The organism is Runella aurantiaca, assembly GCF_003339505.1.
Taxonomy (GTDB): Bacteria; Bacteroidota; Bacteroidia; order Cytophagales; family Spirosomataceae; genus Runella; species Runella aurantiaca.
This window is the reverse complement of sequence record NZ_QPIW01000003.1, coordinates 14,853-29,072: the sequence shown is the minus strand read 5'-3', so window position 1 is coordinate 29,072 and position 14,220 is coordinate 14,853. Positions and strand designations below refer to the sequence as shown.

General features: G+C 46.6%; 11 protein-coding genes. 3 read left to right on the top strand and 8 right to left on the bottom strand.

The genetic code is table 11. The features are described 5' to 3' along the window. Window positions 1-3 precede the first annotated feature (3 nt). Window positions 4-1,446 carry a BamA/TamA family outer membrane protein gene (locus tag DVG78_RS05555; RefSeq protein ID WP_114460083.1) on the top strand — a complete coding sequence of 481 codons (1,443 nt, stop codon included), beginning with the start codon at window positions 4-6 and terminating at the stop codon, window positions 1,444-1,446. A gap of 16 nt (window positions 1,447-1,462) precedes the next feature. Here the strand turns inward: DVG78_RS05555 and DVG78_RS05550 are convergent, their stop codons facing one another. The 3 genes from DVG78_RS05550 to DVG78_RS05540 form a co-directional block, all read right to left on the bottom strand. Next, the gene (locus DVG78_RS05550) at window positions 1,463-2,752 is read right to left on the bottom strand and encodes a Kelch repeat-containing protein (RefSeq protein ID WP_114460082.1); all 1,290 of its coding nucleotides are present in this window, start codon (window positions 2,750-2,752) and stop codon (window positions 1,463-1,465) included. A 13-nt stretch (window positions 2,753-2,765) separates the two neighbouring features. Next, a complete protein-coding gene (locus DVG78_RS05545; protein ID WP_114460081.1) occupies window positions 2,766-3,815 on the bottom strand; it encodes a DUF4249 domain-containing protein in 1,050 nt (349 codons plus the stop codon). Window positions 3,816-3,882: 67 nt separating this feature from the next. Beyond that, entirely contained in the window at window positions 3,883-6,234 is a 2,352-nt protein-coding gene (locus DVG78_RS05540; protein ID WP_114460080.1) for a TonB-dependent receptor, read from the bottom strand. Window positions 6,235-6,384: 150 nt separating this feature from the next. Between DVG78_RS05540 and DVG78_RS05535 the strand changes: the two genes are divergently transcribed. After that, window positions 6,385-6,984, top strand: coding sequence for a hypothetical protein (locus DVG78_RS05535; protein WP_114460079.1), 600 nt, complete (start codon window positions 6,385-6,387; stop codon window positions 6,982-6,984). A gap of 48 nt (window positions 6,985-7,032) precedes the next feature. Next, window positions 7,033-8,379, top strand: a complete 1,347-nt coding sequence (locus DVG78_RS05530; protein ID WP_114460078.1) for an NAD(P)/FAD-dependent oxidoreductase — start codon at window positions 7,033-7,035, stop codon at window positions 8,377-8,379. Between the two features lie 70 nt (window positions 8,380-8,449). Here DVG78_RS05530 and DVG78_RS05525 read toward each other — a convergent pair whose 3' ends face one another. From DVG78_RS05525 to DVG78_RS05505, 5 genes are all read right to left on the bottom strand, one after another. Next, complete coding sequence (locus DVG78_RS05525) at window positions 8,450-9,586, bottom strand: aspartate aminotransferase family protein (RefSeq protein WP_114460354.1); 1,137 nt, start codon at window positions 9,584-9,586, stop codon at window positions 8,450-8,452. Window positions 9,587-9,717: 131 nt separating this feature from the next. Further along, window positions 9,718-10,239, bottom strand: a complete 522-nt coding sequence (locus DVG78_RS05520) for a Riean_0653 family protein (RefSeq protein WP_114460077.1) — start codon at window positions 10,237-10,239, stop codon at window positions 9,718-9,720. A 33-nt stretch (window positions 10,240-10,272) separates the two neighbouring features. Next, on the bottom strand, window positions 10,273-11,640 hold the full coding sequence (locus tag DVG78_RS05515) for an alkaline phosphatase family protein (protein WP_114460076.1): 1,368 nt from the start codon (window positions 11,638-11,640) through the stop codon (window positions 10,273-10,275). 19 nt (window positions 11,641-11,659) lie between these two features. After that, the gene (gene eboE / locus DVG78_RS05510) at window positions 11,660-12,853 is read right to left on the bottom strand and encodes a metabolite traffic protein EboE (RefSeq protein ID WP_114460075.1); all 1,194 of its coding nucleotides are present in this window, start codon (window positions 12,851-12,853) and stop codon (window positions 11,660-11,662) included. 187 nt (window positions 12,854-13,040) lie between these two features. Next, a complete protein-coding gene (locus tag DVG78_RS05505; RefSeq protein WP_114460074.1) occupies window positions 13,041-14,207 on the bottom strand; it encodes a 3-dehydroquinate synthase in 1,167 nt (388 codons plus the stop codon). Between the last annotated feature and the right edge of the window lie 13 nt (window positions 14,208-14,220).

The window sequence follows — 14,220 nt, the reverse complement described above, 5'->3', positions numbered from 1 at the left end:
ACTATGCTTCTTCTCAACCTATTTCACGCTTTTTGGTTAACTATTTCGGGTATTTCTGCGGATACTACTGAAAAGATCATAGTGCGTCAAGTAAACTTTACGGGCAATTTCCGCACGCGTGAACGCATCATTCAACGTGAGATGGAGGTGCGGGCGGGCGATACGCTTACACGACAGAAGCTGGACTCGCTGCTCGAATACGACCGTCGTAAAATCCTGAATACCAACCTATTTGTCACGGTCGAATTAAAACAAAAACCCGTAGTCGACACCACCCAACTCGTATACATTACCGCCGATGGCAAGCGTATCGGCAATCTAAAAGAGATTGACCTTGACGTCATTGTAAAAGAGCAATGGTACATGCTGGCGTTTCCAGTATTTCAATTGGCCGACCGCAACTTTAATGAATGGTGGTACGAACGCGACCGGGATTTTAGCCGAACGATTTACGGCGTTTATGCCCTGCACCAAAACCTGACTGGCAATAACGACCGCCTACGGCTGCGGGCGGAGTTTGGTTTTATCCCCCGTTTAGACATTTATTATTCAACGCCTTATCTCGACAAAAAGCAAAGAATGGGCTTGACCATCGGCATCTTACGGATTACAAATCGCACCTTGGCTTACCGTACCAATCAGGATAAATTGATGTTTTTGGGCAGCGAAAGTCGCACCCGCGAGCGAATTGTACCGTACCTGACCATTACCCACCGGCCCAAATTTTACGGTCATCACTCGTTTAGCGCCCAATATTCCATTACTTCCGTCACCGACACCATCGCGCGCCTCAACCCGAATTATTTTCTCAATGGCATCAAACGTCAAAATTACCTTCAACTTTCCTATTCGCACTTTTATGACCGCCGCGACCGTGGACAATACGCCCTGAAAGGCTTTTATTACGGTTTTAATGTCAGTCAATCGGGCATTTTACCCAAGGATGACGTCCATTTATCCGAAGCTACGCTTAGCTTCGGGCACTACGTTCCTTTGGCCAAAAAGCTTTTTTTCAGTTACCAGACCAAAGCTAAATTTTCAACGCCAGGGAAGCAGCCATTTTTGCAGATTCGCGGCTTAGGTTACGGTGGTGATTTGGTGCGAGGATACGAACTGTACGTGGTTGACGGGCAGCATTTTGGCTATGTAAAAACCAATCTTCGGTATCAATTGCTTAACCGCACATTTAACCTGAGCAAGCTCATCAAATTTCGTCAGTTTAATACCTTTCCGCTCGCCATTTATCCCAATATTTACGCCGATTTTGGATATTCTCGTAACCAATACCCGGAGCTTAACAACAGCAAATTGGCCAATCGCCTTTTGGCAGGTGGAGGTATCGGCATCGACTTCGTATCGTGGTACAATTTTGTGGGGCACCTCAATTACTCCATCAATCACCTCGGAGAAGCACGGCCTTATTTTTCATTTGGTCGGGAGTTTTAACTCTTCTTTGAACTTCTCACTTTACCTCATACACCCACGCATCTTTCGCTACGCTGAATTCAGCCGTGCCGATAGCGGTGGTGGTGGCGCGGTAACCCATCATAAAACCAACGCGGTTGTTACGCCCCACGGCCGTTACGTTGGCACTTCCTTCGCCCGGATAGTCGGTCAGGTAGCTCCAAGTATCCGCTTTGTCGTCGTAGAGCCACAAATCTCGGTAGCCTTCACCCGTTTTCACGTCGATACCCAATCCATACACCCCGCCTTTGGTCATCGAAATCGCCGAGCCTCGCTGACGGCCTTTGAAGGGTGTATTTTTCCGGACGGTCCACTGATTCTTATTCGGGTCAAATGCCCACAGGCTTCCTTCCTCTTCGGAAAGAATAAACCCTTTTTCTCCCGCCGTAAAGGCCAACAACTTTTTTAGGGATTTTTGGGGAAATTCGGCGCCAGAGACCAAATCCCAGCCCGTTGGAGTCGTACGATTTTGGTACTTCCAGAGGCGGTATTGATTGCCCACTTCAAGCACATACAAATCGGGGAGATTGGCACCGATGGCAAATTGTACCGTAGGCACATCGCCGCCCGGATAGTCGAGGGCCGCACCGTCTCGGTAATCATCAAAAAACTTTTGGTACGTGTAGGTGGGGCTTGGTTCGGGCGAATAATAATAGCCACCACCAAAGAAATACGTAGTTTGGTCAGAATAAGGCAAATAAATGGGATTATAACGCGCCGGCAACGACGTTGTCCCGCTTCGATTGGCCTGCCATTCGCCACTCCCAAAATAATTCCACTGCTGCCCCGTGCTTTCGGAAGCGAGATTCGTGCGGGTAAATACGGAAATACCCAACCCTCCATACGACTCGCTCATCCAGCCGTAGGGCAGCGGTTGGCCGTCAAATTTGAGGGAAGCCAATTGTCGCCAACCTGTACTCAACACCACGCTACGTTCATTGCTGTACAGCACATCCGAACCTTTTTTGGAATACAACCGAAAATAATACCTCTGCCCAGCCTTCAGGTTGCTGATGGTTCCCGACAATGTTGTACCACTCGATTGAAGCGGCACCTGCTGACTCCCTACGGTGGGTTTCGCGGTGGTGCCGTACACTATCCCAAACTGAACGTCTGTATTGACCGAAATTTCGCCCTGAATGGTAACGGAATTTTTGGCAAAATCGGGCGTAACGGAGAGCAGTTTGAGGGTTTCGAGGGGGGCGGTTTCTTCGTTGATAAGCGCAGGCTCACACGCAAATGCCAGCCCCACTAGAATTGTCCAATAAAATAGCGAGAATGTTTTCATGGTGGAGGTGTTTTTACCAACCGCTTGGTTTGAAAGGAGTAGTACCAGGAAAAAGATTGGTGCATCCTCCCGTAGGAACAAAAGGCTGGGATGAGACTTCAATGCGTTGCCGTTTGGCCTCGTCGGTTTCAAAAACAATGAGGCGTTTTTTGGAAACAGCCGAAGCACCAAAATATCCTAACGCCAATTTGTTGGGGTTTGTTTTAAGCGAAATGTTGCCTTCTACGGGACTAGGCAGCGGGTCGAAAATGCTGCCCGTACGGGTCAATTGTTCGTTCATCCGTCGCCAAAATTGGTATACCTCGCGTGACAGCGACATCTGCGTCACTTCGATTAAATATTGCCCGTTGGAATAGGCTGGACTGTAAAGCATCAGCCTATTTTGAATGGTATTTCCGTCAAAATCAATGTCGGTTTCGATGTCTATCGTTTCTTTCTTAAAAGATTGCCAACACTGTTTGTTTTCCATCACCCCCGAAAAAGGATTAAGCACTCCCGTCGCCAAACGCATCCGGTAGCCGATGGCCTGCCAACGGTAATAATTGGAGACGTCTTTGGGGTCTTTAGCATCCAGAAATACGTTGTATCCCACGCGCTGGTCGCCGTTACCATTTTCGGTAAACTCACTGTACAATTTATCAATTTCGGGCACTGCCATTAATTTTTCAGAACTTGATTCATACACTTCGCCATTGGGAAGTTCTACCGTAAGCGTATACGAACGCCCCACCCGACCCCAGTATTGCGGGTCGTTCGTTTGGTACTTACCAGGCTCTTCCAGTACCTGCTCCAATTGCGTTTTCAGGCCTTGGTCATCTGTGATGCTAACACGAGCACCGCTGACGGCCTGATTTTCGTTGATGCGGTTAGAAGCTTCATATACGCCCGTGTAGGTGAGCTTGACGTTGTAAGGCGGTGCTTCATTCGTAATCATTCCATCTACGACCAAAACGGGATTTTCGACCCGCAGGGCAAGGTCAATTTCTCGAATACAGGAAACGAGCAACACGGAAAATACGCTTGCCAAAATGAATTTATTATATCTATTTCTGATGATTCTCATGCCAATGAATGTAATTGTGAAGTGAGATTTTGGGAGACAAGTTGGAGGCTTCGCTCGCCTGAAATCACTAAAAATTGTAGTTCCACGATAACGCAGGGACAACGCTGCCAAACACCGCCAATTGATAAGCCCGCGTTATGCGGTTAAACCGAGCAAAATAGACCGAGTAAGGATTCTCCCGTCCGTAAACATTGTACAACGAAAACACCCAAGTACTGTACCGCAATTGTTCTTTATTCTGCCGGGTATTCTTGGTAATGGCCCAGTCGAGGCGGTGATAATCAGGAATTCGGTCGGCGTTGCGACGCGAATAGTTAATCAACGGATAGCCCGCTACGCTGTAATTACCGTCGGGATAAATGGCAGGGCGGCCAGTATTGTACGTAAAATTGGACGACATCGACCAACCACGCCCCAACGTAAGGTTTGCTGCTACGTTGAGAATATGCGGTTTGTCATAATTGGCGGGAAACCAATTGCCCTGATTAATCTGCTCCAACGCAAACGTACTGAGCGATTGGATAAAGGTTCGGGCGTAGGTGTAATTGACCTGTCCCGTAAATTGACCTTTGTTCTTTTTGGCGCTCAATTCTACACCATAAGCCAGCCCACGGGCGGTGATAAGCGCCGTTTCGAGTTGGGGATTAAGCAACAAAATGGCCCCATTTTTAGCTTCCAACAGTAAGCTGATGTTTTTGTAATAGCCTTCTACCGAAAACTCGTACACATTGTCTTTCAGGTTGAGATAATAGCCCGCCGCATACTGGTCGGCTACCTGAGGCGGCAAATAATTGTCGCTCAATTTCCAAAAATCAGCGGGCGAAATAGCCGTTGTGTTGGTGATAAGGTGCAAATATTGACGCGTACGGTTGTAGCTCAGTTTGATAGAATGCATTTTACTCAATCCGATTCGCAACGAAACACGTGGCTCAAAGCCGCCGTAAGATTGAATTTTTTGTCCAGAACTGTACTGCGTACTTTCGGTAGCCGTTTCGGGTGTGCGCGGTACACCTGCTTCATAATTATACACCGTCTTGGGCCCCACCAACGCAAAGGCCGCGTAGCGCAACCCAGCCTGAACCGTAAGCCAGCGCGCGACGTTCCACTCCTCACTCACGTAAGCACTGTACTCGTAGGCTTGCTCGTTGGCAATGGCTTTGGGATTAATGTTGCTTTCATCATCAACGCGTGTGCGATACCCCGGGGCAACGTCGTAGCGTATCATGCTTGCGCCTACGTCGAGTCGGTGTGCTTCAGACGGCACAAAAATTAAGTTCGTTTTTAACTCCTTGTGCGTAATTCCCGACTGAAATCGAAACCGATAAAATTCTTTGATACCTTCCATCTGGAAGGCATAGTCGCTATAAACAGCGGCGGCATTGAGAGAAAGTCGGTCGTTTAATTGCGCATTCCACTGCAACGAAGCCGCTTTGGCATTCCAACTGTAGACTGTGTCGTCGGGAAACTTAAAATCATCGTGATTCAAGTACGTAGACAGCGTGAGTTGCTGATTTTTGCCGATTTGGTAGCGCAGTTTAGCATTCAAGTCGTAAAAGAAAGCTCGGCTATTGCGGATATTATCAGGAAATCTTTTAATCATCCAATTGGGATAAGCTATGCGTCCTCCAAGGATAAATGTAAGTTTTTTGCCCAACGGCCCTTCAGCCACCAATCGTGCGCTGACGTTACCTGCACCTGCCTGATAATTGATTTTATTGGGATTGCCGTTTTTGAGATTTATGTTCATCATTGACGAAAGTCGCCCGCCGTACTGGGCGGGAATCCCCGCTTTATAAAGCGTAACATCCTGCACAACATCAGGATTTACGTTCGTGAAAAACCCCAACAAGTGCGATGTACTAAACAGCGGCATTTCGTCCAAAAGCACCAAATTTTGGTCGGTACGCCCACCGCGCACGTTGAAACCTGCCGCCCCCTCACCCACCGTTGATACCCCTGGCTGAAGCAAAAGCGCTTTGATAATATCCGCTTCGCCAAATACCACAGGGATGCGCCGTAGGCTCTTGGTATCCAGTTTCAGCGTGCTCATTTCGATGCTTGAAACATTGGCGTCTTCTCGATTGGTTTTGACCGTTACTTCGTCTAACTGCTTAAATTCTTCGGCCAATTCAAACACATAACGGGTATCTTTTTTGGGTTCAAAATAACGCATTTTGGGATAATAACCCACGGCCGTAGCCCGTAGATTGAAGCCCGTAGAAGGCACCGTCAGGGTATAATTTCCGCTGCTGTCGGAGGTGGTACCGACGTTGGAATTAAGCATTTGGACAGAAGCCCCACTGATGGGTTTTTGGGTTGTTTTGTTAATTATTTGTCCAAATAATCGAATTTGACCCTTCACTTCGTAGACACATAACAAAGAAGCAATCAGAAAGAAAGCAGTAAAATGGTGTTTCATAGGTTAAGAGAATCGCTTATGGGGGCGTTCTTCTCCTCCAAAAATAGAATATTTTATAAAAAACTTTTCATTTTAGTTTTTAAAAAAACCATTAATTGCGACGAACTCCGTAAATATGTTACTTTCGCACTAGTATCATATCTCTAACCAATGAAAGTGAATTTTACAAAACAAATTTGTTTTACATTTTTGATAGCCATCAGTGCTATTTGGATATGCTCATGCGATACAAAGACTCAGCAGGCAGGCGAGGCCGAAAAACCAGCCGTAGATTCTTTGTCTGGCCCAACAACGAATGTTCCCAATACCAGCCAGTCAGAGTTGCTACGGACGGTTTTGGGGAAACCGGGAGGCGATTTTCGAGGGGTAAAGTTTGGCGACCCTATCAGTAAAATCAAGGAATTGGAGTCATTTGAATTATTTGAAGACAGCACAGACCACGTCGGATTCACGTACGAAACCGAAAATTTTGAGGCGATTGATGTGATGTATTATCTCGATAAAAATCAATTGCTCAACGGCATTCGCGTCGATGTTTACCTCAACGATGCCCCTTCCGTTGCGGGGCTTTGGACGCAGTTTGAGACTTATTTATCTGGCAAATATGCCATTGATAAAAAACAAGGCAAGGTTGCTTTCTGGAAAGACAAAGGCGGCAGAATGGTAAAGTTGGAAGATGTGAGTAAAGGAAAGGATTTTGGATTGAGATTGAGCATCGGAACGAAAGGGATGAAAACAATGCCGATGTGATTTTTGCTTTTCATACCCTCAGGTGGCCGTTTTTTAAATTCTACATTTATGCACATCATCATCATCGGCAACGGTATTGCGGGAATTACGGCAGCGCGGCATATTCGCAAAAACAGCAACGCCCGAATTACGGTCATTTCAAAAGAAACTGATCATTTTTTTTCCCGTACGGCGCTGATGTACGTGTACATGGGGCACCAAAAATACGAGCACCTCAAACCCTACGAAGATTGGTTTTGGGCTAAAAATCGCATTGAGTTAGTGCGCGGCACCGTTGAAAACATTGATTTTGAGAAAAAATCAATCCACCTTTCTCCCCATAGTTACCAAGTCAACTACAAACCTTCTCTGTGGGAACGGCTGACAAAAGTGGCGCCCAAACAACCTACCCACCAAGTCATCACTTCTGCTGAAATGACCTACGATAAACTCATTTTAGCCACGGGTTCGGTGCCGAGAATGGGCGATTGGAAAGGCCGCGACTTGGATGGTGTTCAGGGTTTGTACAGTTATCAGGATTTAGAATTATTGGAAAAAAATACGCCCAACCTCACAAAAGCGGTGATTGCGGGCGGTGGATTGATTGGGGTTGAGTTGGCCGAAATGCTGCACACGCGCCACATTCCCGTCACGCTATTGGTACGTGAAAAAAGCTATTGGAACGGCGTTCTGCCCGACGAAGAGTCGGCGCTGGTGACACAACATTTGCAAAAACACGGCCTTGACTTGCGCTTCAATACCGAAATAAAGGAAATCAAAGGACAAAAACGGGTTGAAGGAGTAGAAACCAACAAAGGCGAAATTATTGAATGTCAATTGGTTGGGCTTACGATTGGGGTAACACCCAATGTTTCATTCCTTGCTTCGGAGTCTTCTCCGCTGAAAATTAACCGGGGGATTGTGGTCAATGAATACCTTGAAACAAATCTGCCCGACGTGTACGCCATCGGCGATTGCGTAGAGCACCAAACACCGATGGAAGGCCGAAAACCAATTGAACAAATCTGGTATACGGGGCGCATCATGGGCGAAACCGTAGCGCAAACGATTTGCGGCAAACGCACCGCTTACCAGCCGGGCGTATTTTTCAACTCAGCCAAATTTTTTGACCTTGAATACCAAACCTATGGGGATGTACCGTCGAAATTGCCCGAAGGAATCAACACTTTTTATTGGCAACATCCCGACAAAGAAGTAGCAATACGCATCAACTATCGCACCGAAGGCGAGGCGGTCACGGGTTTCAACGCCTTAGGCACCCGACTCCGCCATGCCGTGTGTGAGGCTTGGATTAAAGAAAATAAAACGATTGACTACGTTCTCAAGAACTTCCAACAGGCCAACTTCGACCCTGAGTTTTTTGAAAAGTATACGTTACCATCGCTTTCTGTATAGCCACTCAGCAACCGCACAAAAAAAGTGCAGGATTGGAAAATCCTGCACTGCGTATCATTCTAGCAAAGGTCTACGCCGTTACCCGTACTTCTTTGCTCAATGCTTCTAAAAATAAATCTACTTCTGCTTTTGTGACGGCTAGCGAAGGCAGCAAACGAATGGTGTTTTTGCCAGCCACGCCCGTAAATAGCTTATAATCAAAGAGTAACTTGTTCCGTAAATCTTCTACTGGAAAGTCATATTCAATTCCAATCATCAATCCACGACCGCGCAATTCTTTGTATCCACCGATTTCGGTCAGGCTTTTCATTAAATATTCTCCTACTTCCGTGGCATTGTTCATCAGATTTTCATCCTTCATAATGTCCAATACCGCGATTCCGGCGGCGCACGCGAGGTGGTTTCCGCCAAACGTTGTGCCGAGCATCCCGTATTTGGCCTGAAACTTGGGCGAAATCAACACGCCCGCAATCGGGAAACCATTGCCCATGCCTTTGGCCGTCGTGTAAAGGTCAGCTTGGAGATTTGGGTAATGTTGATTGGAGAAAAATTTACCCGAACGTCCGTATCCGCACTGCACACTGTCTAGGATAAACGTGGTGTTGGTCTCATCGCATTTTTCACGAATGGCGCGCAAAAACTCTTCCGACGCCACCTGAATCCCACCCACTCCTTGAATACCCTCCACAATCACCGCACAGACATCCGTCATATCGTGTTGACGAACGGCCTCAACGTCGTTGAAAGGTAAAAAAGTAACGTGCGCATTATAGTTTACGGGCGCCACAATAGAAGGGTTGTCGGTAATGGCTACCGCACCCGCCGTACGTCCGTGGAATGCTTTTGTAAACGCCACTACTTTTTTGCCACCATTGTAAAACGAGGCCAATTTGAGCGCATTTTCGTTGGCTTCAGCCCCTGAATTGCACAAAAAGAGTGTATAATCTGGGCAGCCCGACAATTCTCCGAGTTTTTGGGCGAGTTCATCCTGTAACGGTATCCTGACGGAGTTGGAGTAAAAGTTAATTCGTCGCAACTGTTCCGTCATTTTTTCGACGTAATGCGGGTGGCAATGACCCACAGAAATCACGGCGTGGCCGCCGTAAAGGTCGAGATACTTCTCGCCTTTGCTGTCCCATAGCCAGGAGCCTTGCGCCCGGACGGGTTCGATGTCGTAAATCGGATAAACGTTAAACAGATTCATGATACTAAAACGAAAAAAATTTCGCAAAGATACCTAATCTAGAGGAGAATGCGGTGGATTAGGTGATTTGATTTGTGGGGGCTTAATCCTTGACCCGCTAAGAGCCTTAGCTTACCCTTTAAGAAAAGACTTGATTACAGCTTATTCATATTGATGTCGAACCGCCCTTCGGTAATCTTCACTTTTTCTTTGGTAACAATGTATTCCCCTTCAAATTCGAACGTTCCTGACACAATCTGATTGATCGTATCCAATCGAGTGATGACTACTTTTCCCGATTTTGATGTAAAAAGTCTAAAACTCTTATCATAATAAATGGCAAAAGGCTCGTCATATCGATATTCCAATAGATTGGTGCCCAACACACCTTTGGGAAGCGATAGTTGAACACGGTCTTTGGTATTTGCATTGGTGTGAATGACCAAATAAAAAGTAGTAGCACTCAGTTGCCTGAATTCTACATCTATGGCCTTGGCAGCGGGGCCTTGGTCATTACGAATGCCGTTGGCTATCCAAACCTTGCTATTGATTTTACAACCAAATGTATTGAGCCCTTCTGTAGTGGGTGCAGGCAGTAGATCTTCTTTTGGTTTACAGCTATTGGCAATAAACAATCCTCCTACAATCAGTAGCAGAGATTTGAGGAAATGCTTCATAGGGGTAGTGGATAAAAGTTGATGCACTACTTTTCAGGAAATCAAATGCTCCCAAATCACATCATACACCTCCACCGCTTCCAATTCTTTTTTGGGTAACGGCTGGTCAGTGACACAAATCGGGTAAAACTCTTTGGGTGCGCTGATGCCCCCGTGCGAGCCTTTGACCAAGGTAGCATCTAAGGGAATCACATCCATTAAGTATCTAAAACCCATCAGTTTACGACCCAATTTGTAACCTGCCCGCAGTTTGATAAATGGATTTTTAGGGTCCATAAACATCTCGACGGGGTCATAGCCGGGCTTGCGGTGAATATCAACCAAATGCGCGTAATCGGGTGCTTTGGCGTCGTCGAACCAGTAATAATAAGTAAACCAACTGTCAGGAGCGGCTACCGCAACCAAATCGCCCGAGCGCTCGTGGTCGAGGTGATGGGCCTTTTTGCCTGCTTCGTCCAACACCATTTCGATACCCGGCGTCTGTTCTAGCCGCTTTTTCACTTGCTCTTTTACCGACGGGTCGTTGAGGTAAATGTGCGCAATCTGATGGTCGGCGGTGGCAAAGGCTTGGGAAGCGCCCGCATCCAAGAGCTCGTACCAACGTTCGGTACGAACCGCAATCAACCCTTCTTCGCGCAAAATCCGATTGATGTGAACGGGCCGATTAACGGCGTTGATACCATATTCCGAAAGTAAGATAATTTTGGTGTTTTTGGCTTCGTAAAACCGCACCAACTCCTCCACAATCTGGTCTATTTCGTTTAATTCTTTACTGATTTTAGAGAAATCAGGGCCAAATTTTTGTAAACAATAATCCAAATGCGGCAAATAGATGAGCGTAAGCGTAGGGTTATGTTTGTTGTCCACCCACATCGACGCATCAGCAATCCACTTCGTTGATTTGATGTTGGCGTTGGGGCCCCAAAAGTTAAACAACGGAAATTGTCCTAAATCTGTCTGCAATTCATCGCGCAGACTCGCGGGATAGGCGTAGCAATCAGGGGCTTTCACGCCATCGGCGTGGTATTGGGGACGAGGCGTAACGGAATAATCGGCGGTAGAATACATGTTGTACCACCAAAACATTTTGGAGCATGTAAACAATGGGTCTTGGCGCTTAGCCGCGTCCCAAATCTTGTCGGCTTTCACGAGTTTATTGGACTGCTTCCAAAATTTCACTTCGGCATCGTCGCGGTCGTACCAGCCGTTGGCCACAATACCGTGTTCCGAAGGCCATTTTCCCGTTACGTAGCAACTTTGAGACGTGGTAGTAACGGCGGGTAAAACGGGTTTAATGGGCGTAATATGACGCGCCTTAACGTAGTTACTCAAAAAAGGAGTATGTTCTCCCAACAGGTTGGCACTCAACCCTACAATATCTATGACGACGGTTTTTTGCATGTTGTTAAAATATAATAGACTACAATTGCCCACGCACCCATTCCAACTCCCGTACAATCGACTCACCGATTGGCTTTTGCATATCGGCGGGCAATACACCCCACGTGTAGGTTTCTACTTCCAAATGCTGCGTAAAAGGCGTGGCTTTTTGTACGTTGAGGGTATTTACGATGTCACCTTGGGTAGAATCAAGTAAGCCATAAGACTCAATAAATAGCGGTACGTGAAAGTGAATACGCCACTCTGTTTGTTGGTCGGTATCTGCCGCTAAAGCTTCTGGTAAATCACGGTATTTCTGAAAAGTGCCATCCATGTTTTTAGCAACAACTTGATGCAAATACACTGGCTCGTCAAAAGACTGAATCGCTTTTAGTTTTTCTTCCCTGTTTTCTCGTAAATCAATCTTAATGGCCGAGCTGATTTGGATTTTTCCGACGCGGATACCCAACTCATTCAATTGATTAACAATGACTTGTGGTTCTTCATAGCTCACCGCAAAATGGCACACATCGTAGCACAGTTGAATGTGCGTCAGCAGCGCTTCTTTGGCGTCTTCGGGCGAAAAATTGTGGGTTTCTTGTAAATGTGCAATGCCCTTCGGTAAAAAATAATCGGCGTACCAGTCGATAAATTCCTGCCCGTTTTCCAAGATTCCATCAGGCTCTGGCTCAATGTCGAGGTGCATTACTTTACCCGTAGTACGACGAAGCTCTATCAATGTTTCGGCCACTTGAAGAATATTTTCGGTGGCGATTTTGATGGCTTGCTGGGTCTCTTCTTCGCCCTGCCACCAATAGCGGTACGACAACGGAGAGGTAGAAACACCACCCTCCATGCCTTCGGGAAGCAGTTGCGCTAAGATTTTGAAGAGGCGTTTGGTATATTCGGTGCGGTCTGTGGTCGTCCAGTCGGGCGTATGTACATCGTCTTTGACGCGTGTGGCATGGAAGCCGCCGTAGGGAAACCCGTTCATCGTGAACACGTAAATATCGTTAGCAGCCAACCATGTTTTGAATTCTGCCAGTCGCTCGGGATTGGAGAGTTCAATAGACGCATCATTGGCCAGACGCAAACCTAACGCAAAAGGCCCATTGGATGAAAGTTGATTTTTTATAAACGGGAGATTGTCCTGTAAAGTCTTAAAATGCTCATCCCAACGTTCGCCAGGGTGAATATTGCTGCAATAAGTGAGGTGTCCGTGTGGAGTTTGCATTGTCGCTAGGGGGAAGAAATGGTTTGGTTTTGGAATACCAGTTTTTGATTAACAAAAGCAGTAGGTGGCCCAAAATTACTTTGTCACCCACGTAAGGCTTTTTGGCTTTTACAGGGTGACAAAGTAATTTTTTAGCAATAAAAATAGACAGGGAGTTTCTCTAAAAACGCCGTTTTTCATTCATCTTTTAACTCATCAACAAACTCGAATAATGCCCTTCTAAATAATCTACGGCTTCGGCTATGAGGTCTGCGTCCATTTCGTGGACTTCCACACCTTTGCCGATTCGGTCGAGCAGCATGATGGTCAGGCGGCCGCCCAAATGTTCCCGAAACTCCCGCAGGCCATTACGTAGGTTGATTTTATCATTTTCGGCTAGTTTGGGGTGGTACAAATCAAAACCGAGTTTTTGAATAACGTTCAAAATTCGTTGCAATTCGTCGTGGCTCAATCTCCCCACTTTGACTGAATACACGCTGTCTAAGGCAATTCCAATGGCAACGGCCTCACCGTGGCGAATCTGAAAATCAGTGAGATATTCCAATTTATGCGCCGCCCAGTGCCCAAAATCCAAGGGACGCGACGAGCCAAACTCAAACGGATCACCGCTGCGAATATGCTCAACGTGCATTTCGGCACAACGGTGAATCTGGTAGGCCATCACCTCTTCATTGCGGTGGGCGAGGGCTTCGGCATTGGCCTCAATCCACTCAAAAAAGGCTTTATCTTTGATTAAAGCCACTTTTATAGCTTCGGCAATACCCGAGCGCCAATCACGGTCGTCGAGGCTTTGTAAAAAAGAAAGGTCATTAAAGACCGCTACGGGTGGTGCAAACGTCCCCAAAAAGTTTTTCTTTCCTTGATAATTAATTCCGTTTTTAACCCCAACCCCCGAATCATTTTGCGAAAGAACGGTGGTCGGAATACGAATGTGCTTCACTCCACGGTGCGATACGGCAGCGGCGTAGCCCACTAAATCCAACATAGCACCTCCGCCGACGCCAACAACAAACGAATGACGGTCAATGCCGTATTCGTCAATGGCTTCCACAATCTTATCAAACAAGGCAGGGTCATTTTTGGCAGCTTCTCCACCGGGCAGCACGATGATGTCAGGTACTAATTTTACCGCATCTTCCAAGGTCGCGAAATAAGCAATAATCTCTTTTTCAAGCGTTGGGTAGTGCGCCAAAAAGCCACCGTCAATCACAAAAAGTGCTTTACGTTGAAAACCAGCCTCACCAAAGGAATTAAAAAAGCTCCTTATCGTATTGTTTTGTGGGTCAAACAGTCCTTTGGTAAAAAAAATGGAATAGGTATAAGGAACCTGAAATGATTGTTGTAGGGTCTGCATAAGTTTAAAATTC